General features: G+C 59.1%; 21 protein-coding genes. 5 read left to right on the top strand and 16 right to left on the bottom strand.

The features are described from left to right. The first annotated feature begins 171 nt into the window (after nucleotides 1–171). The gene (locus tag ABEG21_RS20770) at nucleotides 172–888 is read left to right on the top strand and encodes a GntR family transcriptional regulator (protein WP_347557316.1); all 717 of its coding nucleotides are present in this window, start codon (nucleotides 172–174) and stop codon (nucleotides 886–888) included. 13 nt (nucleotides 889–901) lie between these two features. Here the strand turns inward: ABEG21_RS20770 and ABEG21_RS20765 are convergent, their stop codons facing one another. The 9 genes from ABEG21_RS20765 to ABEG21_RS20725 all read right to left on the bottom strand — a co-directional run bounded on the left by ABEG21_RS20765 (nucleotide 902) and on the right by ABEG21_RS20725 (nucleotide 10,804). After that, nucleotides 902–3,013 carry an FUSC family protein gene (locus ABEG21_RS20765; RefSeq protein WP_347557315.1) on the bottom strand — a complete coding sequence of 704 codons (2,112 nt, stop codon included), beginning with the start codon at nucleotides 3,011–3,013 and terminating at the stop codon, nucleotides 902–904. A 281-nt stretch (nucleotides 3,014–3,294) separates the two neighbouring features. Continuing rightward, nucleotides 3,295–4,845, bottom strand: a complete 1,551-nt coding sequence (locus ABEG21_RS20760; protein ID WP_347557314.1) for a methyl-accepting chemotaxis protein — start codon at nucleotides 4,843–4,845, stop codon at nucleotides 3,295–3,297. Between the two features lie 119 nt (nucleotides 4,846–4,964). Beyond that, entirely contained in the window at nucleotides 4,965–6,314 is a 1,350-nt protein-coding gene (locus tag ABEG21_RS20755; protein WP_347557313.1) for a cytochrome c, read from the bottom strand. Nucleotides 6,315–6,327: 13 nt separating this feature from the next. Further along, the gene (locus tag ABEG21_RS20750) at nucleotides 6,328–8,106 is read right to left on the bottom strand and encodes a GMC family oxidoreductase (protein WP_347557312.1); all 1,779 of its coding nucleotides are present in this window, start codon (nucleotides 8,104–8,106) and stop codon (nucleotides 6,328–6,330) included. A 9-nt stretch (nucleotides 8,107–8,115) separates the two neighbouring features. Further along, on the bottom strand, nucleotides 8,116–8,865 hold the full coding sequence (locus tag ABEG21_RS20745) for a gluconate 2-dehydrogenase subunit 3 family protein (RefSeq protein ID WP_347557311.1): 750 nt from the start codon (nucleotides 8,863–8,865) through the stop codon (nucleotides 8,116–8,118). A gap of 449 nt (nucleotides 8,866–9,314) precedes the next feature. Continuing rightward, on the bottom strand, nucleotides 9,315–9,437 hold the full coding sequence (locus ABEG21_RS20740) for a hypothetical protein (protein WP_347557310.1): 123 nt from the start codon (nucleotides 9,435–9,437) through the stop codon (nucleotides 9,315–9,317). A gap of 19 nt (nucleotides 9,438–9,456) precedes the next feature. Then, a complete protein-coding gene (locus tag ABEG21_RS20735) occupies nucleotides 9,457–9,756 on the bottom strand; it encodes an H-NS histone family protein (protein ID WP_347557309.1) in 300 nt (99 codons plus the stop codon). Nucleotides 9,757–9,898: 142 nt separating this feature from the next. Next, nucleotides 9,899–10,144, bottom strand: a complete 246-nt coding sequence (locus ABEG21_RS20730; RefSeq protein WP_347557308.1) for a hypothetical protein — start codon at nucleotides 10,142–10,144, stop codon at nucleotides 9,899–9,901. Between the two features lie 6 nt (nucleotides 10,145–10,150). Then, nucleotides 10,151–10,804 (bottom strand): DsbA family oxidoreductase, encoded by a 654-nt coding sequence (locus ABEG21_RS20725; RefSeq protein WP_347557307.1) that lies wholly within the window; start codon nucleotides 10,802–10,804, stop codon nucleotides 10,151–10,153. A 218-nt stretch (nucleotides 10,805–11,022) separates the two neighbouring features. Here ABEG21_RS20725 and ABEG21_RS20720 point away from each other — a divergent pair, with 218 nt between their 5' ends. From ABEG21_RS20720 to ABEG21_RS20710, 3 genes are all read left to right on the top strand, one after another. Next, entirely contained in the window at nucleotides 11,023–12,408 is a 1,386-nt protein-coding gene (locus tag ABEG21_RS20720) for an MFS transporter (protein ID WP_347557306.1), read from the top strand. Further along, on the top strand, nucleotides 12,405–13,010 hold the full coding sequence (locus ABEG21_RS20715) for a carboxymuconolactone decarboxylase family protein (RefSeq protein ID WP_347557305.1): 606 nt from the start codon (nucleotides 12,405–12,407) through the stop codon (nucleotides 13,008–13,010). The genes ABEG21_RS20720 and ABEG21_RS20715 overlap by 4 nt, the downstream gene beginning before the upstream one ends. 220 nt (nucleotides 13,011–13,230) lie before the next feature. Next, entirely contained in the window at nucleotides 13,231–14,067 is an 837-nt protein-coding gene (locus ABEG21_RS20710) for a MetQ/NlpA family lipoprotein (protein WP_347558102.1), read from the top strand. A gap of 132 nt (nucleotides 14,068–14,199) precedes the next feature. Here ABEG21_RS20710 and ABEG21_RS20705 read toward each other — a convergent pair whose 3' ends face one another. Further along, entirely contained in the window at nucleotides 14,200–15,120 is a 921-nt protein-coding gene (locus ABEG21_RS20705; protein WP_347557304.1) for a LysR substrate-binding domain-containing protein, read from the bottom strand. 203 nt (nucleotides 15,121–15,323) lie between these two features. On the opposite strand from ABEG21_RS20705, the gene ABEG21_RS20700 reads away from it, so the two are divergent. Continuing rightward, nucleotides 15,324–16,820: an acetyl-CoA hydrolase/transferase family protein gene (locus ABEG21_RS20700; RefSeq protein ID WP_347558101.1), complete on the top strand. Its 1,497-nt coding sequence runs from the start codon at nucleotides 15,324–15,326 to the stop codon at nucleotides 16,818–16,820. Nucleotides 16,821–16,832: 12 nt separating this feature from the next. Here the strand turns inward: ABEG21_RS20700 and ABEG21_RS20695 are convergent, their stop codons facing one another. From ABEG21_RS20695 to ABEG21_RS20670, 6 genes are all read right to left on the bottom strand, one after another. Beyond that, nucleotides 16,833–17,762 carry a branched-chain amino acid ABC transporter permease gene (locus ABEG21_RS20695; RefSeq protein ID WP_347557303.1) on the bottom strand — a complete coding sequence of 310 codons (930 nt, stop codon included), beginning with the start codon at nucleotides 17,760–17,762 and terminating at the stop codon, nucleotides 16,833–16,835. Further along, entirely contained in the window at nucleotides 17,759–18,619 is an 861-nt protein-coding gene (locus tag ABEG21_RS20690) for a branched-chain amino acid ABC transporter permease (RefSeq protein WP_347557302.1), read from the bottom strand. The genes ABEG21_RS20695 and ABEG21_RS20690 overlap by 4 nt, the downstream gene beginning before the upstream one ends. Beyond that, the gene (locus tag ABEG21_RS20685; protein WP_347557301.1) at nucleotides 18,619–19,338 is read right to left on the bottom strand and encodes an ATP-binding cassette domain-containing protein; all 720 of its coding nucleotides are present in this window, start codon (nucleotides 19,336–19,338) and stop codon (nucleotides 18,619–18,621) included. Before ABEG21_RS20685 ends, ABEG21_RS20690 begins: the two co-directional genes overlap by 1 nt. Next, nucleotides 19,335–20,096, bottom strand: a complete 762-nt coding sequence (locus tag ABEG21_RS20680; RefSeq protein ID WP_347557300.1) for an ABC transporter ATP-binding protein — start codon at nucleotides 20,094–20,096, stop codon at nucleotides 19,335–19,337. The genes ABEG21_RS20685 and ABEG21_RS20680 overlap by 4 nt, the downstream gene beginning before the upstream one ends. A gap of 34 nt (nucleotides 20,097–20,130) precedes the next feature. Continuing rightward, nucleotides 20,131–21,321 carry an ABC transporter substrate-binding protein gene (locus ABEG21_RS20675; RefSeq protein WP_347557299.1) on the bottom strand — a complete coding sequence of 397 codons (1,191 nt, stop codon included), beginning with the start codon at nucleotides 21,319–21,321 and terminating at the stop codon, nucleotides 20,131–20,133. A 123-nt stretch (nucleotides 21,322–21,444) separates the two neighbouring features. Next, nucleotides 21,445–22,815 carry an LLM class flavin-dependent oxidoreductase gene (locus ABEG21_RS20670; RefSeq protein ID WP_347557298.1) on the bottom strand — a complete coding sequence of 457 codons (1,371 nt, stop codon included), beginning with the start codon at nucleotides 22,813–22,815 and terminating at the stop codon, nucleotides 21,445–21,447. Nucleotides 22,816–23,679 lie beyond the last annotated feature (864 nt).

The following is a 23,679-nucleotide window of genomic DNA, read 5'->3' as shown; positions in this document are numbered from 1 at the left end:
AATAGGTGAAACGACGCTTTCGATTGCCGCCGCGAATAGACGGAATCGATAAACAAAAGCGATAGCAGAGGTGTGGTTTTAGCAATACTCGACTGGCGGCCTGCGCCCCGGACACTTCGTCGCCGGCTGACAGGATTCGCTATACTGACGGCACCGACCGGTCCTGCGACGATGAACGAAACCACCCAGCAAGCGCTTGTACAGTCCCTTCGGGAACAAATTCTTTCCGGCGCTTTAACGCCCGGCCAGCGTCTGGTAGAGGCGCAGCTGTCGGAAGCCTTAGGGGTATCGCGCACGCCGCTGCGCTATGCCTTGAGTGTGCTGGCGTCGGAGGGGCTGCTCGAAAAGACCGGCGCGCGGGGCTTCGGCGTGCGCCAATTCAGCGTCCGGGACGTCCTCGATGGGATCGATGTACGCGGGACGCTAGAAGGGCTTGCCGCACGAACCCTCGCTGAACGCGGCTTGTCCGGCACCTTGCTTGCGCAATTGGAGGATTGCCTGGCAGAAGGCGACGCGCTATTCCACGCCAAGCAGATGCAACGCGGCGACGATCTCCGATACGCGGCGCTCAACGGCCGTTTTCACGCGCTGATCACCCACGCGGCGGGAAATCTGGCCGTCAACGCGGCGCTGAGCCTGAACAACAAGATCCCCTTCGTCTCACCCGGAACCGTCGCATTCGATGCCGCGGCGCGGGAACGGCAATTTGCCATGCTGTCGTATGCCCACCGACAGCATCACGCGATTGTCGATGCGTTGAAAAATGGCGAAGGATCGCGTGTCGAGGCGCTGATGAAAGAGCATACGCAGATTTCCAAACAAAGCCTGAACCTCACCCTCCCCCATCTTCCGCTGCTGCAACGATCACAGACCGAAACGGCACCTTGAGCGAAGTAGAACGCTATTCCGATTGTTCAAAGAACGCTGGGTGCCAGATCCCGCGCGGTCCGGCCGCATCGATCAGCGCGGTTCGGATGAAATGCAAGCGCGACAGCGTGCGTCGTAGAGAACGTACCGACGTGCCGTCGCTGTCCGCATTCGTTGCCTGACTTAGCGCCATCCCATGCCGTTCGATCGACGCCGCCACCGAGGCGAGCGCTTTGTCATAGTGCGCCCGGTCGGATCGCTCGAAGAAACGGGCAATCTCCGAAACCATCGCATCCAGTGAAAGAGATTCGGGGCGTGGCATCGTCGCTGGATCAGGTGGCGGCATCCGCTCCACGCGCAGATCCAGCAAGGCATGGCCCACCTCGAGCACGACAAACGCCCAAGCCAATGCCGCCTTGCGCTGTGCCGGAGACTGCTCCGGCAATACCATCAACTGCGACATCAAATCCCGCGTACCGCTTTCGAAATGCGCGCGCAAGATTCTGCTGTCGCGGTATCGTCTCTGCGTGCAGACGATCAGGACGCGGCGGCGCAACTGACGCAGCAGCCTCGATCTAAGCCAGTTTCCCGAGGTGGGCCAGACGAAGGTATAGGCCAGCGTCACCACGATAAAGGCGATCATCAGCGATACGCAATCGTTGACCAGCGGCATCGCCGCCGCTCTCGCATAGTTGTCGGGCCCGGCCAGAAACGAGACGAAGATGCAAAATCCGAGGCCGATTCCGAGCGTCTTTATCTGCGTCGTGAGATAGACGCCCGCGATCAGAAAAGGCGCCAACGCCAGGTAGAGCAAGGCAAGGCTGCTGATTGCGGGATACACGACGAACGAGAGAAAGATCGCGACCAGGCAGGCGAAGAGCGCGCCAAGCGTCATCTGGCGTGCGGTCATCAACGCGTTCGGCGTCGTCGAGGCCAATGCGCAGACCGGGCCAGCCGTCAGCACCGCCATCATCCCGTCCGGCCATGCCGTCGCGATCCAGACCGCGGCAAGCAACAGGACAACCAGCATGGCCCGTCCACCGGCCACGCCAGCAGCGAACGCATTGGTATGCGGCCGGAACACCAGCGTGTGGCGACCGGAACCCTGCGCTTTGTCGTCGTGCAGCGAGGCATAGGTGTCGGCATAAGCGCGCAAATCGACAACCAGACTGGACAGCAATTCGCCTCCGGTATCGAATTCCAACAGTACGTCCGCCGGCGCCGGTTCGATCATCCGCCTTGCCGCATCAAGTTGGCTCGGCAAGTCGACGCCGAACTGCCCCAGGCGCGCCGCGAGTGCGTTCGCCTGATACGCGTTGCCGACAGCGGCACCGTCAGGCGATAAGACGACGCTCAAGGCTTGCATCAGCGCGTGCAAAGGATCGGCGACGCGCGCGCGTGATGCGGCATCGAGTCGTATCAAAAGCTGACTCAGGGCATGAAGACGGGTGGTTACCTCCATGAACTCGGCATTGATATGCGCGAGCCGCGTCCCTCGCATACGCGCGGACGCCCCCTCGAACCAGGCCGCGTTACGGGCGCCTTCGAAGCGAACCACATCGGCGGCCCATTGCACGCTAAGGGCTTCGAGACGGCTAGGATCGACGCGTCCTTGACCCAGGTCGGCGACCCAGGAGACGAGCGCCCGGAAACGGTTGTCCAGCACTTTCCGCGCGGCCAGCTCGCTGTGCTCGGGGAAGACCGTCGCACTGACGATGGCCGAGACGACCACGCCGAGGAGGATTTCCAAGACACGCGTCGTGGACGCGATGAATGCGGTATTGGGATCCTGTGCCGCAGCGAATCCGATGAGGGCTGGCGTATAGCCAGCGAGCAAAAACCCGTAGGAACGCAAATGGCGATACCGCAGCGCGCCGGCCGTGCAGACGCCCATCCAACTGACGATACCGAGGACGAACAGTTCCGGATATTGCGAGAACAGGCTGATCAAGACGAGCATGACGACAAGCCCGACCAGGGTCCCGACGATCCGGTAAAAGCTTTTTGCCAGGACCATGCCGCTTTGCGGCTGCATGACGATGAACACGGTCGTCATCGCCGTCTTCGGCTGAGGCAGATCCAGCACCATCGCCACGGCAATCGCGATGAAAGCGGCAAGGACGGTCTTTAAGACGTAGCGCCACATCGGGCTGATCGTCAGCGACCGGATGGCGGTCGACGGCAGTCTTCGCGGGTTTATCGGCACAGGAAAATTCCCCGATTGTCGCACCGTTATCGAGAAAGATTGCCTACCCGCGCCGCAGAAAACTATTGTGAAACCGGATAACATTCCGGCGTTGAAAGCGGAAACGGCGTGAAATCAATGCAAAAGCGCCGTGCCCGCGCGCGGCGCCACCCCTGCGGCGCCGCTATGCCCGACAGGACGGGGGCGCCGACGCGCCCCACCGTCCGGACATTCTGGCGCGTTTATCGCAACTGAAACACGGCCACGGCCGCATTCAACCGCTGCGACTGTTCGTCGAGTGCTTGGGCCGCGGCCGTCGCCTGCTCCACCAGCGCGGCGTTCTGCTGGGTGATGGAATCCATCTGGCTGACGGCGCTGTCCACCTGCTCGATACCGGCGCGTTGCTCCTCCGCGGCGGCGGAAAGCTCGTTCATGATGTCCTGAACCTGCTTCACCGATGAGAGAACCTCGTGCATGGTCTCGCCGGCTTCCGCCACCAGGGACGAACCGACAGCGACCTTTTCGACCGACACCGAAATCAATTCCTTGATCTCCTTTGCCGCAACCGAGGACCGCTGCGCCAGATTGCGTACTTCCGTTGCGACCACGGCAAATCCGCGGCCTTGTTCTCCGGCACGCGCGGCTTCCACCGCGGCGTTCAGCGCCAGAATATTTGTCTGGAAAGCGATTCCTTCGATGATGCCGGTGATGTCGGCGATCTTGCGCGAACTCTCGTCGATTCCGCCCATTGTTCCCACCACCCGCTCCACCACCGTATTGCCCTGGGAAGCGACCTGAGACGCTTTCTCGGCAACGACCGTGCCCTGCCGTGCGCTCTCGGCGTTCTGCTTCACCGTGGCCGTTAGTTGGCTCATGCTCGCGGCGGTTTCCTCCAGCGAGGCGGCTTGCTCTTCCGTACGCGCGGCCAGATCGACGGTACCGGCGGCGATCTCCCGCGTTGCCGTCGCGATCGACTCGCTGCTGCTGCGTACCGTTCGCACCGTGCCGGCCAGGCTGGTTTGCATCGACGCCACCCCCTGGATCAAGGTACCCATCTCATCAGCGCTTCGCGCGTGAATCGCTTCGCTGAGATTGCCGCGGGAGATGGCATCGAAATGCCCCAAGGCCTGATACAACGGCGTCATGATCGCGTGGCGCAGCGAAAACCAACTGAAAGCCGCCGCGGCGATGCCCAGCACGATCATCACGATCGACAGCACCGTCATCTGCTGGAATTGCGATTCCGTCGTCTCGAAATTACGCTTCGCATTGGCGAACAAGGCCGTCTTGATGGCCTGATTGCTATCGCTCATCGCATTATATAAAGCGCTGAGCTGCGTCATCGTGATCTTGTCGGCGGTGGCCCGATCGCCTGCCTGGATCGCATTGATAAACGCCGACACCCCGGCAAACATCGCCTGACGTTTCTGGCTCGCCGTCTCGATCAAGGCGGATTCGCTGGCTTCATGGGTTTGATCGACGAATTTCTGCCACCAGTTGTCGGAATCTTTAAAAAATCCGCTCGCCCGGGTCAACTGTTGGGGCGTCGACGGATCTTCCGGGTGCAGCGCAACGCGATCCAGTACGAGCCGGGTGCGGGCCAGATAGATCTCGGCATTTCCGAGATTGGTCGCCGCGGTCAGCTTGTTTTCATACGTGTCGCGATTCGATTTGATGGCGCGCGTCGTCGACAACAACCCGATCGCGCCGATGATCAGCATCAATAACGCCAGAAACGCCATCGTCACGGCGATACGGGTTTGCAGGCTCAAGCCCTTCTTTTGGGGAGTCACGCTTACCTCTTCACGGGGGTGTAAATCGAGATGTAATCGGCTACAAGCCGATCGATAAAAACGCCCGCTCGCCGAGGCGAAACGGGCGATGCTCGCGCACGATCCGTGCTCGACAGGGTTTACTGCTCAGCCTGATGCTTGCGAATCTTGGCCACTTCCGACGCTGTTACTGCCTCCGCGTGATTGCCCCACGCGCCGCGTACGAAGGTCGCCAACGCCGCTACTTCGTTATCGTCGTAGCGCCATTTGAACGGCGGCATGGCCAGATCCGACGGCGCGGCCGCTGTACTCGGCAGGCGCGAACCTGCCAGGATGACCGCGATAAGCGAGTCCGGATTGTCGTGCAGCACCATCGGATTGTTTGCAAGCGAGGGGAAGACACGGGTCTGGCCCTGGCCGTTCAATCGGTGGCACGCCGCACAGCTGTCCATATAGATGCGCGCACCGGTCTCGTTGGCCTGCCCCGACATGAACATCTGCAGCGTCGCGTCGCTGGCCGTGAAGCGCGTGCCCCCGTTTTGCGGCGCCGGGCTCAAGCTCTTCACATACACGGCGATGGCCTTCAGATCATCGGCGGACAGATACTGCGTGCTGTTCTGGACCACTTCGACCATCGGGCCGCTGACGGCCGTATGCGGACTACGGCCGCTTTGCAGCAGCGCCACGATATCGGCCTCGGACCAGTTGCCCAGACCGGTGTCGGGATTGCCACGCAGATTGATCGGCGAGGACGAATCCAGTTGCGATCCCGACAGGAAGCGGTCGGACTTGCCGCTGACGTCGACTTCCTGCATCGCCCAGCCGCGCGGCGTGTGGCAGGTACTGCAATGCGCAAGGCCCTGTACCAGATAGGCGCCGCGATTCCATTCCGCGCTCTGACCCTGCACGGTATTAAACCGGGTGGTGTCGAGAAAGAACTTGTCCCACACGGCAAGCGGCCAACGCATGCTCAACGGCCAGGGAATATCGCTGGCGCGATTGGACTGCGTCGACGCGGGCACCTGCGTCATGAAATAGGCGTACAGATCCTTCAGATCCGCGTCGCTGACCTTGGCATAGGCGGTGTACGGCATTGCCGGATACAAATGCCCCTGCTTGCCCACACCTTCGCGCATCGCCTTGGTGAAATCATCGAACGAATAACCGCCGATGCCATGCGTCTTGTCGGGCGTGATATTCGTCGAATAGATCTTGCCCATCGGCGTGGGAAAAGCCAGACCTCCGGCGAACGGCGTGCCGCCCTTCGCGGTGTGACAGGCGATACAGTCACCCACGCGAGCCAGATAGGCACCGTGCTTCGCATCGCCGTCGCCTGAAGCGGTATCGGCTGCGGCTGCCTTCGTGGTGTCGGCGGCATACGCCGACGTCAACGGCGTCATACCATGAAAGGCCGCCGCGCCTGACCAGACGCCGCCCGCCACCACGACCGCGGCGCAGGCCGCGGCAAGGATCGTTGTCGTTTTTTTCATCGATCCGCCCCGTTCAGACCTGCACCATCGGACCAGGGGCCTTCAGGTATTGTTTTTTGATATTTTCCGCCGCCCAGTACGCCATGCCGCCGACGAGCCCGGTCGGGTTGTAGCCGATGCCATGCGCAAAGTTATTGGCGCCCAGCACGAACAAATTCGAGACGTCCCAGCTCTGCAGATACTTGTTGACCACGCTCGTCTTCGGATCCGCGCCCACCGACGTGCCGCCATTCACATGGGTACTTTGGTAATCGCGCGTGTCCCAGTGCACGCCGGGCTTCATGATGCGACCCGACATGCTCTCGGGCTTCATCGCCTTGGCGATATCCAGCATCTTGCCGACCACGTATTCGCTCGCGCGCAAGTCGTTGTCCTGCCAGTCCATCGTAATGCGCAGCAAAGGCTGGCCGTACGCGTCCTTATACGTGGGATCGAGATCGACGTAATTGCCGCGATACGCCAGGCTGCTGCACTGCGCTTCGATACGGCCCGAATGCTTGAAGTTATCGACCGCGGCTTGCTTCCAGGCGGTCCCCCACTTCGGCGTACCCTTCGGCAGCGGGATGCCACGGGCTGGACCGTTACCGGTCTGACGGCCCCAGATGATGCCGCCGCCGATGAATCCGAGGTCCTTGTGATCGAAGTTATCGGCGTTGAATTCCTCGATCGCCTGGCCCCCGCCACCGGTGCCGATGAACTGGTTGATATAGGTGTCCTTGTTCCAGAACAAGTTGACGCTGCTAAGCACCTGATAACAGAAGTTCCGTCCGACGGTTCCTTCACCGCTGACCGGATCGTAGGGCGTACCGATCTTCGATGCCAGCATCAACTGCACGTTATGCAATTGGAAGGCCGCCAGCACGACCATATCCGCCGGCTGCTCCACTTCATTGCCTTGTGCGTCGATGTACGTCACGCCGGTGGCACGCTTGCCGCTGCTATCCGTATTGACGCGGATCACGTGCGAGTTGGTGCGCAGCTCGAAGTTCGGCTTGCGTTTCAAGGCAGGAATGATGCAGGTCTGCGGCGAGGCCTTCGAATAATTGAGACAGCCGTAGTCGCTACAAAAACCGCAGAAGTTGCACGGCCCCAATTGGTTGCCGTATTCGTTGGTGTAGGGACCCGATGCATTGCCCGCCGGTAGTGGAAACGGCTTGTAACCCAGCTCTTTTGCAGCGGTCGCAAACAGGCGGCCCGTAGGATGGTCGGCGAGTGCCGGCAAGGGAAAGCCGGCCGAGCGATAGCCTTCGAACGGATTGCCGCCGGCCACCGCTTGGCCTTTGATATTGCCCGGCGTACCCGAAGTGCCGCAGACATTCTCGAAGCGCGTGAACGACGGTTCCAGTTCCTCGTAGGTGATGCCCCAATCCTGGAGCTGCATGCCTTCCGGAATAAACTTCGCACCGTAGCGCTCGGTGATATGGCTCTTCAGACGCAGCTCGTCGGGCATGACCCGCGATTGCACGCCCGACCAATGCGAGCCGGCGCCGCCGACGCCTTCACCCGGCTTGAAGGAACCGATCTGACGATAGGGCACGGCCGTTTCGTCCTTCGTGTGTCGGATCGTCACGGTGGTCTGCTGCAGGTTCTGCAGCAAGGCGTTGCGCTTCGAATACTTGATTTCGTCGACGATTTGCGGATAAGCGAAGTCCGGGACCGTCTCCCGCGAGTCGCCGCGTTCCAGCGCCAAGACGTTCAGTCCTTCGTTCGCCAATTCGATCGCCATGATCGAGCCGGTCCAGCCAAAACCGACAATCACGACATCCACGGAATTTTTCTTGATCGTTGCCATTGCTATTCTTCAGCCTCGTTTGCCATACATGCTGACCGGCGCATACGGATAGGGAGCCGACTGTCCGACCCACTCGGTGTAATCGGCGCGCACGCCCGGATACCCGATCATCTTCCATGCGCCCATGTTCTTGTTGCCGCCGTACATGGGATCGCAGAAATAGCCTTCCATCGTCGTTGCCAGCAAAAAGCTGTTGAAGAACGTCGCGAGATTGAAGCTCTCGTGTTTGGCCTTGCCGCCCTCGATCTGCTTGAACAGATCGGTTTGCGTATTGACGTCCAGATCGACGAACGCTTTGTTGTCGTAATGCGCGCGCGTGTATTCGTTGATGGCCTTGATGCCGAGCCGGAACTGTTCCTTCGGGGTCAGCTTCATCTGGTAACCGAATTCGGGCGCGGATTTGATAAATGGCCCCTGTAGATACATGCGTGCGCCTTCGGCCCACGGCGTGTGCATCTGACGATCGATGTATTCTGGGACGCCCAGTTCGACCGCGCCCGGTCCGACGTGATCTTTCGGAATCAGTCGATCGACCGCCGCGTGGATGAATGCCCACTCGTCCGGCGTAAAAAATTTCGGTTGGTAATTTTCACTCGCAGGCGTATCCGGGATCGCCGGCGCGCTGCGAGACAGATCGTCCCGTAGCGGGGTTTCCTGCGCATTCAGCAAGCCGGCGGAGAGGCCACCAGCGGCCAGCGGTGCCACCGTCAGCGACCCCTTCAAGAATCGGCGACGGCTCGTATCGTTGGGAGAGGACATATCGATCTATCGCGTTGTAGCGGCATGCGTATGCGCCCCTCCCGCCACCCATCGCTGCGTCAGCCGCGCCTGTCGAACCAAGCAACGATTCGTTCACGCACGCGCAGCAGCGCCAGTCTGTCGCTCACAGAAGGACGCCGGGCGAAATCAGTGGGGGGACGCGCGCGCAGGCCGCGTTATTTGTTTCAATTTGTTAAGCGATGTAATCGTATGCTGAAAGGCCAAATGTACGGAAATGAACTGTTTAGTTAATTTTCCGGCCGAATCAGGGATTGACATGTCAAAAAAGATTGACTAGCCAGCCTAATTAACTGGCGCAATGTCATGTGGGATGGGTCCGTCAAGCAAACGGATTAAAGAACCGGTGCGTCAAAAACGCACGCCAGGCCACCCAGACTGGGAAGCAACGTTGTTTTTTGGGAAAATATGTGATGCGCCACCACCACATTTCAGTCCCCTACCCCAGCGCCGTCGATGCAGTCGCAGAGGGAGGCATAAAAATGTTCGGGGGCCGGAACGCGGTCGCGGATGGCGCGCGCGGCGATCTGAAGCAAGCGGCGCAGCAGAACCATCGAACGGCGCCTTGCCGCCTTAAATCCGGAACGCGTCGCGGTCCTTGCCGGCGATCCACCGCGGCGGCTTACCCCGCCCTGACCACGTCGCGCCGGTGTCCGGATCTCGAAACTGCGGCGCGACCGGCGAGCGCACCGTCGCTTTCGCCTCCGATGCCGACTTCACGGCGAAACCCACTTCGGTCGGAATAATTTCGAATTTCGCGATCAATTCGCGCGCTTCCGCCAATGCCGTACGTCGCGTTTCGTCGCGAAGCTTCGCGATCTCGCTATCGAGCGCTTCGCGCTCCTTCATCAGCTTCTTCAATGAATCAGTCAAGGCCAGGCCCCTAAAGTATGCCAACTCGCGATCCTGCCCGACGGTATGATCGCTGTCCAGCCATAAATATCACGATGCTTGACCGAGCGCTTGAACCGCCGCCATCGATGGACGGCCCAGCGGATATCACGCCGACAATGACCTAATCGATCGGAGATCGGTGGTCTTCCGTTCGACCAAGCACATCTCGATAATAAGTCTGTTTGACCTTATAACGCGACGCGTGCATGACGAACAGCATGGCCCACACCGGTACGGCATTCGCCGCACAGTGCAGATAGGCTTGCGGCCCGACGACGACCCGCCATCCAAGCGCGGCCAAGACGAAGAAGGCCATTGTCAAAGAGAGCGATCGCCGAAAGACCCAGCCGTAATACGACAGACCCATCGGCTTTTATTCCGCCTCCTCCGGCGTGGCAATGATCTCGCGAATGGCCTGCTCGAACGCGTCCACCGGTTGACCACCGGTGACAAGGAATCGCCGATCGAAAATCAGCGACGGTACCGAGGTAATGCCGAGCTGCGACGTTTGCTGCTCCGCCGCACGCACCTCGTCGCCATAGGCACCGCTCTCCAACACCTGCCGCGCTTGCAATGTATCGAGGCCCGCCGACACCGCCGCGGCGATCAGCACGTCCGGATCGTTCGTCGGCTTGCCATCGCCGTGATACGCCTGTAGCAAAGCGCGTTTCAGCGGCAATTGCCGGTCTTCGAGCCCCGCCCAATACAGCAAGCGATGCGCGTCGAACGTGTTGTAGACATATTCACGCGTGCCGAAAGCGAAACCAACCTCGGCGCCGCGCGACCGGATCATCGCCTGCGTCTCGGCAATCTGCTCCGGCGTACGCCCATATTTTCGTCCCAGATAAGAAACGATCTTTTCCCCGCTCGCCGGCATATCGGGATTCAACTCGAACGGATGGAAAACGATCTCCGCGTCGACCTCGGGGCCGATCCGCTCCAACGCCAGCAGCAATGACGACAGTCCGATCGCGCACCACGGGCAGGCAATATCGGAGACGAAATCGATCGTAAGGGATCGGCTCATGGCAACGGCTCCTCGAAATGAATAGGCAATGCGGAAAAATCGCATTGTAACGTGCTTCCAAGCGCCCCGACTCGAGGAGGACTAGCACCCTGCGATTTGCTCATTTAATAAGACGAATTGCTTCGTTCAAAAATCCTCGATTCAATGATTAACTGCCCGGCTGAACGGCGTACCGCGATGCGATACGCCTACTTTCCATCCGATATTGCGCCCCCCTTATGTCGACTCGTCCCGTTGGACAGGCATCCTCGCACGACGCCGCGCGCGTCGGCTTTGCCGCTTTTATTGGTACGACCATCGAGTGGTACGATTTTTATATCTATAGCACCGCATCGGCGCTCATTTTCAGCCATACCTTCTTTCCCCCTTCGGCGAATGCGCTGACGGCGGTGCTCGGCTCTTTCGCGGCCTATGGCGTGGGATTTTTTGCCAGACCGTTGGGCGCAGTCATCGCCGGCCACTTCGGCGATCGCCTGGGGCGCAAACGCGTCTTGGTTTTCTCGTTGATGCTGATGGGCGTCGCGACGCTGCTGACCGGCCTGCTGCCAACTTACGCGACCGCCGGCCTGCTGTCGACGGCCCTGCTCGTCGCGCTTCGCTTGCTACAAGGCGTGGCGACCGGTGCCGAATGGGGCGGCGCCTCTCTCTTGTCGGTGGAACACGCCGGCGCGCGGCGGCGCGGCCTGTTGGGCTCTTTCACGCAAGTCGGGTCCGCCGCCGGGATGTTGCTCGCCTCGGCGACGTTCTTGACTGTCCGTTCGGTATTGTCCAGTGCCGACTTCGACGTCTGGGGCTGGCGACTGCCTTTTCTCTTCAGTGTGGTCCTGGTCGCAGTCGGAATATTCGTCCGCTTGCGCATCGCCGAACCGGCGCCCTTTATCGCCGCGCAAGCCGAGAATCGTATTTGGTCCTATCCTGTCGCCGAGGTGTTCCGTCACCATCGACGCGGCCTGTTCGTCACCATCGGCCTGCGGCTGGTCCAACCCGCGATGTATGCCATCGTCACAACGTACGCCATCAGCTATCTCAATATGAAGCGCGGCGGTGCTTCGTATGCCTTGAGCGCCGTCATCATCGGCTCGGCTTTCGCCGTGGTCGCGACCCCGTTATGGGCCTGGCTCTCCGACCGCGTTGGCCGACGCGGACCCGCGATATGGGCCGTGGTCGGGATCGGCATCCTGGTCTGGCCGTTCTTCTGGTTCCTGGATCACGGTAACTTGCGTTTTCTACCGATGGTGTTCGCCATCGAACTCGCGGTATTCGACGCAGCGATCTATGCGCCCGGCGCAGCGTGGTTCGCCGAACAGTTTCCCGTCGAAGTCCGATATAGCGGTATCTCATTGGGCTATCAGATTGGCACGCTGTTGTCCGGCGGACTGACGCCGTTTATCGCGGCGGCGCTCCTCGCGGTCAATCATGGCGCGCCATGGCTGGTATGCGCCTATGTGTCTTTCCTTGCGCTGCTGAGTCTGGCCGCCGTGCTTGCGGCGTCCGATCCGAGTGGACGTCGCGGTGACCGCGACGCCGCGCTCTTGCACGTCGATGAAGAAAACCAGCCGGCGCCCATCCTTTCCTCGTTCGTCAAAAAGGAGCATCACGCATGAGTGCCGATCGCCAACACGATCTCGAAAACACGATCCTCCGAGGCCTTGAGAAGCGATACCCCGGCCCACAGGCTTTCCGCGCATTGTCCGCACCGGTGTGGCGCACCGGCGCGCTCTCGGAAAAGGAAAAGCATCTCGTCGCGGTGGCAATCGCGCAGATAACACAGTGCGCATTCTGTATCGAGCATCACACCGAGATCGGGCGCAAGCTCGGTGCAACGCTCGACGAGAATCTGGCTGTGAGCTATATCAGTGCCGCGCTGGAAGCAATCAGTCAGGCACAAATCACGATTGCGCATCAAGAAATCGCCGTACGCGACGAGCCCGCGATTGTCGGAACGGCCATCGCGGAAGCCAGATCACGCTTCGTGCAAGAGGCTTTTTCCACCGAGGTGCTGTCACCTGGCTTCCGATGGTTGGTCGCTGCCGCAGCGGCCTATACGCAGGCGAATGAATCGCATCGCGTGGCTTTCCACGAAGCAGCACTTGCAACGGACATCGTGCAAGCAGCGCTGGAGGAAGCGTATGCAATCGCTGTGGTCCTTCGCAGCGGCGCGGTGTACGCCCACACCTTGCACATCGCGGCGGCTTACGCGGAGTAAGGCGCGGTTCGCATGCTGTAATTTTCCAGGCCTATCCGGGGGAACGGCAATCCTATCGCATCAGCGCCGTCGCCGACGGCGTTATTAGAATAGACGTTTTTAATCGTTGTCTTTTATCTGTCTCGGAAACTACGATGACGCACGATGACAGGCATCGTGGCGCGCGTGACCCCGCGGTGACGGCGCGATCTATCAATAAGCAAAGAGACGAGAGTAGATGATGCGGAACGTGAAACGGATTTTTGGCGCAGTGGCTTCGGTGGCACTCACCGCGACGATGTTATGGAGCGGCGCGACACATGCCGCCGATCAGACCTTGCGGGTCGGCATCATGTCCGGAGAAGATGAAGATGTCTGGCGCGTCGTCGCACAAAATGCCGCCAAACACGGACTGACGATCAAGATCACGACTTTCAACGATTACACACAGCCGAACGAGGCATTGGCGCGTCATGACCTCGACGCCAACGCGTTCCAGCACAAACCTTATCTGGATGCGCAAATTCAGTCGCAAGGCTATAAGATCGTTCCGGTAGGCTATACCTATGTGCAACCGATCGGCTTGTATTCCCGTAAGTGGCACAGCGTATCGGCGCTGCCTGACGGTGCGACGATCGGGGTCCCCAATGACCCAAGCAACGAAGGGCGTGCCCTACTGCTCCTGCAACAGCAAAAAGTCATCACCTTGCGAAGCAATGTGGGCCTGCTCCCGACCGCCATCGACATCGCGCAGAATCCAAAGCACATTCATATCAAAGAGCTGGACGCCGGCATCGTCGGTCGGTCGATCAACGACCTCGACGCGGCTGTGATCAATACGGATTGGGCGATCAAGGCCGGCGTGAAGATTCCGCAAGAGCGTATCGCGCAAGAAAAGGTGGAAGGCAATCCCTATCGCAATTTCATTGCCGTCAACACGCCCGATGAAAAAGCACCCTGGGTCCATGCCTTGGTCGAAAGCTATCAGCAGCCTAACGTGCACGCTGAAATTCTGAGCGTCTATCACGGCGCGACTATTCCCGCCTGGGATGGCGCCTCTGCAATCGCCAAGCAATAAGCGTTGCCTGTCACAGCAGCGCGACGAGCAGCACGGTCGGCGTGGCAACGCCGTGCCGACCACCTCTTTAACATTACCGAGGGGTTGGCGCGGCATCACGCTTGGCGTTCACCGATCTCGCGCATCCGCAAATCACGTCTCGCCGAACAGTTCCTCGGTGATCTCCAGCCAGGCCGTCGCCGCGCGTGACAGATAGTCCCCCGACCAGACATGCGCGACTTCCCAAAAAACCGTCGGCTCGGTTAGCAGCACCGCTTGGGTCGGCAAGTCCGACAATCGCTTCACGAATGGCTCCGGCAGTAAAGCCAAGCCGATTCCCGCCGATGCCATTGCGACGACCCAATCCCATTGCCTGCTGCGTGCAACGATTTGCGGCGCTATCGGGCTGAACCGATGCTCCAGCGTGCTGCCTGCCGCTCCGGCTTGCGCAAACGCCTGTCGCATGCGTCTTGTCAGCGCGAATTCATCGCCGAGGGACACCATCGGCAGATCGTGCAACACACGCATCGGCACGGTCTTGTCGTGCTTCGGAAATGTCCCCTCGGCCGCCATCACCCAGACCGGATAGCGCGCAACGTCGCGACTACGCAGATTGAGTGCCGGGTCGGTGGGCAATATGGTCAGCCCGATATCGAGATGCCCTGCCGCCACTTCGCGCTCTATTTCCTGCCCCGTCCCCTCCGACAACACCAAATCGATGTGCGCGTGGCGTTCACGAAAACGCTTCAACACTTCAGTAAAGAGCACATTCACCATCGGTGGAATACCAATCCGAAGCCGCCCGCGATGCAACAGCTTGGTATCCTCGACGTCCCGTTTGAGCTGGTTCAGTGTGGCAAGCATCTGCTCGCCTCGCTGGAATACGACTGCACCGGTATCCGTTAATTTCAGATTGCGCCCATCTCGTATCAACAGCGGCTCTCCCACCTCCTCTTCAAGCAGACGGACCATCTTGCTAACGGTGGACTGCGTGACATGAAGACTCTCGGCCGCCTGAGTGAAACTCTTTAGCTTCACCGTCTCTATGAAGTAGCGAACCGACCGAATATCCACCGTCTGTCTCCGAGCGCAAAGTATGAATTTTTCGACTGCACTTGTCGATTTTAAGTCATACCAGTCGACTTAAGGGTGTTTTATATTGCTTGGCAAAAGTAGAGCAATACCAAAGCCCCCAATGGTGACGGAGACACGATATGCAAGCCACCCTCCCCCTTCCTTCATCCACCGCGCGTAACGACGCAACTCAGAACGACGGACTGGAACGCATACAACGCGCCGACCTATTGCGGCGAATCTGCAGCGCCGAACAGGCCGCGCAATTCGTCTCGCATGGCAAGACCGTCGGCATGAGCGGATTCACGAAAGCGGGCGACGTCAAAGCGTTGCCGAAAACGCTTGCAGAAAGAGCCGCCAAGGCCACGCGCGACGAGGCATTTTCGATCACCGTCATTACGGGCGCCTCATTGGGCCATAACAGTGACGGCGTCATGGCGGGCGCCGGATTACTTGCGAGACGGTTGCCTTTCCAGGTCGATACCCTCCTGCGTCGGAAGATCAACGAAGGCGAGGTCATGTATCTCGACCAGCATTTGTCGGAAACGGCCGAGCAACTTCGATCGGGACATTTGCCTCCGATCGATGTCGCCATCATCGAAGCGGTCGCCATTCTCGACGATGGCAGCATTGTGCCGACAATGTCCGTCGGAAATTCGGCGAGCTTCGTTTCCCAAGCAAAGCGCGTGATTGTGGAATTGAATACCAGTGTGCCGCTGGCGCTCGTCGGCATGCACGATATTTATCTCCCCGAGCCCGTCGGACAACGCCAGCCCATCCCCCTGACTCACGCCGCACAACGCATTGGGCAGACAAGCATTAAGGTCGATCCGGCAAAGATCGTCGGCATCGTCATCACCGATCAAGCGGACAGTCCCTCGTCGGTACAGGCACCCGATCTGGAAACATCCGCCATTGCCCATCATATCGTCGGCTTTCTTAGCAGCGAGGTGGAAAAGGGGCGCATGAGCGATTCGCTGCTACCCTTGCAGGTGGGGATAGGCTCGATCGCCAATGCGGTCATGCACGGTCTGATCGACTCGCCGTTCAACGAACTGACGATGTATTCCGAGGTATTGCAAGACAGCGCCATTGCACTGCTCGACTCAGGCACGGTGTCTTTCGCATCAACCTCGTCGGTCACGCTTTCCGAAGCGGTGTATCAACGATTCGTGTCTGGGATCGAACAATATCGAGACAAGATCGTGCTGCGCCCGCAAGAAATCAGCAATCATCCTGAAATCATTCGGCGCCTCGGCATTATCTGCCTCAATACCGCTTTGGAATTCGATATTTACGGGAACGTCAATTCCACGCACGTCTGCGGAACGCATATGATGAACGGCATTGGCGGATCCGGCGATTTTGCGAGAAACGGCCAATTGTCGATCTTTGTCACCAAGTCGATTGCCAAGGGCGGCCAGATTTCCAGCGTTGTACCGATGGTGTCGCACGTGGATCACAGCGAACATGATGTGGATGTGGTCGTCACCGAGTGCGGCTTGGCAGATCTCCGCGGCCTGGCACCGAGAGAACGCGCAGCACTGATTATCGAGAAGTGTGCCCATCCGGATTATCGAGATGCGCTGCGCGATTACGTATCACGCGCGCAAAAGCAGCGAGGCGGCCAGACGCCTCACCTGCTTGAAGAAGCGTTCTCCTGGCACACCCGCTTTCATACCACCGGCAACATGCTGTAACGTTGCGGATCGTCACGAGCTTGCACCCGACGCGGGCGTGTCGCCACGACCTGCGACGCGTAGTCGATACTCGGTGAAGAATCCTGTCGCGCGGAAGCGAAGGATCGCGATCAACGCCGATCCCACCACGATCAATCGTATCCCCGCCAGTTTGGACGCGTCCAGCCACGCACCCGTTGCGCTCAGGAAACGGCTGCCCTCAAGGACGAATACGACGGTGAATGCACTTAGCAGCAGCCCGGGTGCACTACCACGACCTCCCATCATCACCACGAGGAAAGCGTAGGCGGTGATGATCGTCGTAAACTGCGTCGGATCGATATACGTGTAGTAAAAGGCGTGCAAACTGCCTGCCAAGCCGATCATCCCGCCGCCAATTGCAAACGCCTTCACTCGGAACGCCATCACATTGCGGCCCAGCGCCGATGCCACGAGCGGGTCTTCGCGAATGCATCGGAGCGTGCGCCCGAAGGCCGAGCGCGCAATGGCTTGAAACACCAATAGCACGACGACAAGACAAGCAAGGCATAAGATGAGGAACACCGCATCGCCGTTCAGCGGTCCCAGTCCTTGCATGAACGGTCTCGCGATACCGGGCAGTCCTTGCGGCCCACGGGTCAGGCCGCTCTCATTGCGGATGACGATCCGCAGGCATTCCGCAAAGCCCAACGTGACGATGGCCAGGTAATCCTCGGACAATCGGATCGAAATAAGGCTGACCAACGCGCAAACGACGGCCGACGCCAGCATTGCGGCAATCATCGCCCACCACGGAGACAGGCCTGCTACGGTCAACAAACCGCATACGTAGGCGCCCAGCATGTAGAAGCCGAACAAACCGAAATTGATCAGTCCGCCGAGCCCCCACTGAAGATTCAAAGCGAGCCCTGCAATCGCGACAAGGATGACCAGAATCAACGTAGATGTGAGATAGACGATCATCTTTGTACCGAACGCATGCCGAACAGGCCAGAAGGTCGCAGCAACAACAGCAGCGTCATGATGACGTATGCCACGACGGTTTGGTAATACGGTTGAATGAATAGCGTCGACAGTTGTTCGCAGATACCAAGGCCGATCGCACCAACGAGCGCCGCAAAGGGCCGGGCAATCCCGCCCAGAATCGCCGCGGAAAATATCGGCAGCACATAGACGGCACCCATCTCCGGCGTCAGGGTCGAATCGATACCGATCAGCGTACTGCCGATGGTTGCGAGAATCGCCGACATCACCCAGACCAACGCCGTCGTCGTACTTATTGAGATACCGCGCGCGGCGGCAAGGTCTGGATCATCGGCTAGGGCGCGCATGGCACGACCTAAACGGCTGACGCGAAGCAATAAGAACGTGACCGTCGCGGCCAGCACGACGCTGAGCAAGATGATGCCCTGCTCCTGATTGACGCGAATACCCCATAACCGGACAGGGCGTGCGATCTCGAGATCATAACTTCGCGGATCGTTTCCCGCGGCCACCCGGACAATGTTCTCGAGAATAAACGCGACGCCCATGGACGCGACCAATTGCGTCAGTGCGGATTGGCGGCGCAGCGGCGCATGAACTAGCGCGTTGACGATCAAACTCGCAACAATGCAGACAATCGCGCCAGCGAGGACGGATAGACCGAGCGGCCAGGACAGCGCGACATTGAAGTAATACACGCCATACGCACTGAAAGTCAGCAGCGCCCCGATCGCAAAGTTGGCGAAGCGCATCACGCTATAGACCAAAGACAGCGCTAAAGCGGGTAACGCAATCAAAAGACCGGCGATAAAACCGTTGAAAAGCAATTGCGCCATCAGGACACACCGAAGTAAAGGCTTTGGAGATTTCTATCTTCACGCAGCGTCTCGGCGCTTTGGTGCAGTCGCACCACCCCGTTGACCAAGAGCAGGCCGTGCGTCGTGCAGGCGAGCCCGAGGCGCACGTTCTGCTCGATCATCAGAAGGGTCACACCTTCCGCCACCACGCGTTTGATGATGTCGAACAGCACGACGGCGTTTTTAGGAGACAGCCCCGCCGACGGCTCGTCCAATACCAGATAGCGAGGCGCCGGCATCATCGCGGCGGCCATCGCAACCATTTGCCGTTGCCCCCCGCTCAATTCGCCTGCGCGCGTTTGTAACTTCTCTGCAATTTCCGGGAACAACGCGAGCACGTGGTCCAAGCGCCCGCGAAACGATACCGACGAAGATCGACCGAACTCGAATGCAATTTTGAGATTTTCAAACACGGACAGGTTACGAAAAACATTCGCCTCCTGGGGCGCATAGCCGATCCCATGTCGAACCCGTTCGTGAACCGTGAAACCCGTCATGTCGATGCCATCGAACCACACGCGTCCCTGTCGCGGACGGATCAACCCCACGACGACCTTTAATAGCGTCGATTTTCCCGAGCCGTTCGGCCCTACCACCGCAAGGCTGGAACGCGGTGCGATCTCACACGACACGCCGTGAAGAATGTCCTTCCCCGAATAACCGGCAATAACGCCCTCCAGGCGCAACCCGTCGCTCATAGCGAAACGCCCAGATACGCTGCTGCCACATCGGCGTGCGATCTGACCTCTTCGAACGTCCCCTGCGTCAAAACGCGTCCTTCCGCCAGAACATAGACGGTGTCGCACAAGGCCGAAATCATGTCCATATTGTGCTCGACCACACACACGGTAACGCCATGGTCCCGATTGATGGACTGGATATACCGTACGACCTCGTTGACGCGCGTGGGATTGACGCCGGCTGCCGGCTCGTCCAGCAACAGCAGTCGAGGTTCGCCCATCATCGCCCTTACCAATTCCAGCAGCTTCTTCTGGCCTCCGGACAGGCTCGATGCCGACGCGTCGGTATGTTTATCGAGACCGACACTGCGCAGCAGGTGCATGGCCTTTTCGATTAATTGCCGCTCGTGCGCGTACATCGCGCGTCGCCGAAAAAGCGCGTCGATGACACCGTCGCGCTGCCGTCGCGCCCCCAACATCACGTTTTCCAATACGGTCAGGCCGCTCAGCTCGCGTGCGATCTGGAATGTTCGGGTCAGCCCCATTCTCGCGCGTCGATAGCCGGGCACGCCGCGTATCGACGTGCCGCACAAACGCACATCGCCTCGATCTGGCGCGATCGACCCGCCGAGTGCGTTGAGCAGCGTCGATTTCCCCGCGCCGTTCGGCCCGATCAATCCGGTAATGCTGCCTTGTTCGATCGTCAGGTTCACATTGTTCAACGCGCGAAATCCACCAAACGCGACAGCCAGATCGACCACTTCTAGCATAGCCATTTGCGACCTTGTGTCCGAGCCCGAAAACGGTTCTTCACTGGAATACTTCCTTCAAGGCATTTTCACCGTCATGTGCCTCGAAGTGCCCGTAGCTGACATGCGTCGGATCGCCGTCGGCGCGGAAGTGAAAATCCGCATAGGCACCGGAATAGCGGAAGGGCTTATGCGCACGGATCAGCTTCAGCGCTTCCACCGGATCGAACACATCCGGCCCCGGCCCATTGACGATGCTTGGGAAGTGCTTGGTAAAGTCACTGGCCTGGGTACTCTTCGCTGCTTCGATTGCCAAGGCAGTGACGACGACCTGATCGAATACGCTCGGCCCAAAAATCTCCGTGGACGTGGCCGGCACCCCCGTGAGTTTTCGGTACAGCGCAAAAGTCTGCGACTTGGGATCGGGTACCGGCAATACGCTGGCGATTCCCTCCGAGACGTTCTTGCCGAGTCCCTTTGGATCGACCGCGTGCGTGAGCGTAATCATTTTGCTCGTGAAGCCGTTCCGATAAACATCACGCGCGATGACGCTGAAGTCCGTCACATAGCCCGGGACGAACACGACGTCCGGATTCTTGCTGAACACCCGTTCCACTTCCGCAGAGTAAGAAGGCTGACTCGGATTGTAGGGAACGACGTCGACAATTTTCGCACCGCTCTTTTGCACTTCCGCCTTGAAGCTATCGACAAAAGAAAGCGTGAATGGATTTTGCATCACGAGGATCGCGACGGTCTTCGGCTTATAGCCGTTCGCCACCTTGCCGAAGGCCGTTCCCCAATCGGTACCGAGTGCCATGAAGCGCCATGCGAGACCCTTCGTGTCGCCTTGTGTAAACGCATCGGCGTTCCCATTCGCGATCACGGCAACGCCGCGCTCGATGGCGATCGGCCGCACTGCCAACGCTACGCCACTGGCCCAGATACCGGTGATGGCAACCGCGTGATCGACATCGATCAACTTGCGCGCGCCGGCAACGCCCGCAGTCGGATTGGTTTCGTCATCTTCGACATCGATCTGTATCTTTTTGCCCAGCACGCCGCCGGCTTGATTGATATAGTCCGCTACTTTCTGAGCGGCGCGCACTTCTTCTGGACCGGACGGACCACCAGCGCCTGTCAGCGGCGCGAGCACGCCAATATGTATCCGCTGGTCGTCGGCTTTCGCGGTCCAAGACACGGTCGACACCGCCAAGGCAAGGAGCGCGCCCGCAAATAAAGGGATCTTCTTCATATTCATTCCATATGGATGCGCTTCATGTCGCGCATCGCGTGATAGGTGCAGGTCGATAACACAGCGGTGAAGGCAGGCCAATCGACAAAACGTGCCATATGCCATTGATCAGAACGCGTGAAATCAATACACGTCCCGGTTGCGTGCGGCGGCCCCGGGATGCGCGCCGGCTAAGCGTGGCCCTCGACCGAAGAGCTTGTCTCGATAGGTCCCGGGCGTGTACGCATCTTGATAAACGCCACGTCGACGCAACTCCGGCACAAGCAAGGTCACCACATCCTCGAACGTTCCGGGCATCGTGGCATAGGTCAGATTGAAGCCATCCAAGCCGGTCTCCTCGACCCACGACAGCATCTCGTCTGCCACCTCTTGCGCCGTACCAACAACGACCGGCCCTCGGCCGCCCAAGGCAACGTATTCGATGACCTCTCCGACCGTCCATTTCCGCGACGGATCGGCACTGGTAAAAGACGCGAGTGCCGATTGCCCTGCGTCGGTACCGACATACTCCAGGATCTGGTTTCGATCGTAAGTACTGAGGTCGATCCCGGTCCATCCCGATAACAAGGCCGCAGCGCCGTCCAGATTCACATGCTTCCGGTACGTCGCGTATTTGGCCTGCGCCTCGGCATGCGTATTGCCGAGAATCACCGTGAACATCGTGAAGGTGAGCATGTCGTCGGCATTACGTCCCGCGGCTTGCGCTGCTGCCCGAATATCCGCGATGTTCCGGCGAATGATGCCTTTTGTCGGCGCGGCAAGAAACACGCACTCCGCGTGCGTCGCGGCAAATACCTTTCCGCGCCCAGAACTCCCTGCTTGAAACAGGACCGGCGTACGCTGCGGAGAAGGTTCACACATGTGAAACCCAGGCACGTTGAAATAGCGACCGCGATGCCCAATGGGATGCACTTTGCGAGGGTCGGTATACGTGCCGTTCGACGTATCGCGTATGACGGCGTCGTCTTCCCAACTGGCTTCCCAGAGCTTGTAGCAGACGGCCATGTATTCATCGGCCAGATCGTAGCGTTCGTCGTGGGACAACTGTCGATCCAATCCCACATTCTTGGCGGCACTTTCGAGATAGGACGTGACGATATTCCACGCTACCCGTCCCTGCGTCAGGTGATCGAGCGTCGAAAGGCGGCGGGCGAAGGTATAGGGATGCTCATACGTCAACGAGCAGGTCACGCCAAAACCGAGATGTTGGGTGACGGCCGACATCAACGGGATCACAGCCAACGGATCGTTCATCGGCACCTGCGCGGCATGACGAAGCGCCGCATCGGGAGAGCGCTTGAACACGTCGGAGACGCCGAGCACATCCCCCAAAAATATCCCGTCGAAGCCGCCCCGCTCGAGCGTCTGCGCGAGCGTTACCCAATATTGAGGCTGCAGGTAATCGACGGCGCGATTTCCCGGCAGCGTCCATAGGCCGGGCGCGAGATGCGTCACGCAATTCATCAGAAAAGCGTTAAGGCGAATTTTTTTCATTGGGGGGCGACAGCTACGCGGCTTTTCAAGGAACATAAGGCGGTGGAGAAATCGCACGCCAGAATATCTCAAATATTCCAACTCTCTTAGCGGCATTCACGATATGCAAATCAGATTTTTGCGAATGAGATTGCCGCAAGTACGGGGAGCGCTGCGACCCGGCATGTGGCCCTATGCATTGCGAAATTAGCCAGCGCACGGCTATTTTTTAATTCGCAGTCCTATCTTTTAATTTTATGAGATTACGTTCACTTGAACGCCCGGCGACGATTCCGCCCTAGTCGGGGTGCAGCGGCCAAGTCCGCCCCGCCTTACTAGCGCGTCACGAAAACTCGCCATGCCACCACGGTGACGCAGTACCGTTCCAAGCCAGCATTTATCCAAAAATCGGCACACCAGTCTAACGCTTTGACTCAATTGTATTGTCGAGTGAATCGAAGTGTCGATTGGATCAATGCGTCAATTGATCATGCATTATTCCGAATTCGTTATTGCCTCAAAATAACGCGAAAGAGACAGCACCAATATCGCTGGCAAAATGTGTATGCCGCCCCGTCTATTGAAAGATCACGAAAGAAATTCTGGTAACGCGACCGTCCGTCAAACGAAAAATCGGCAATGAAATGTCGATTCGGAACAGTTTTTTCATTTTGCGATATCGATGAAACCGATCGGAGCTGTCTATCCGAGACACTGCGCACAGATCGGCTCCCGGGCTCCGCTAGCGCTCTGCCAAGCGATATGCTGGCGTGTCGCTACTCTCCGCGGCGACACCGCGAGACGTCGCCGAAAACATCTTGTCAATTGTGCCGCACGTAATAGTCATTAATCGAACGTTCTAATAAAACGTGATTTATGCAGTGC

Source organism: Robbsia sp. KACC 23696, assembly GCF_039852015.1.
GTDB lineage: Bacteria > Pseudomonadota > Gammaproteobacteria > Burkholderiales > Burkholderiaceae > Robbsia.
This window is presented reverse-complemented; position numbering and strand designations above follow the sequence as displayed.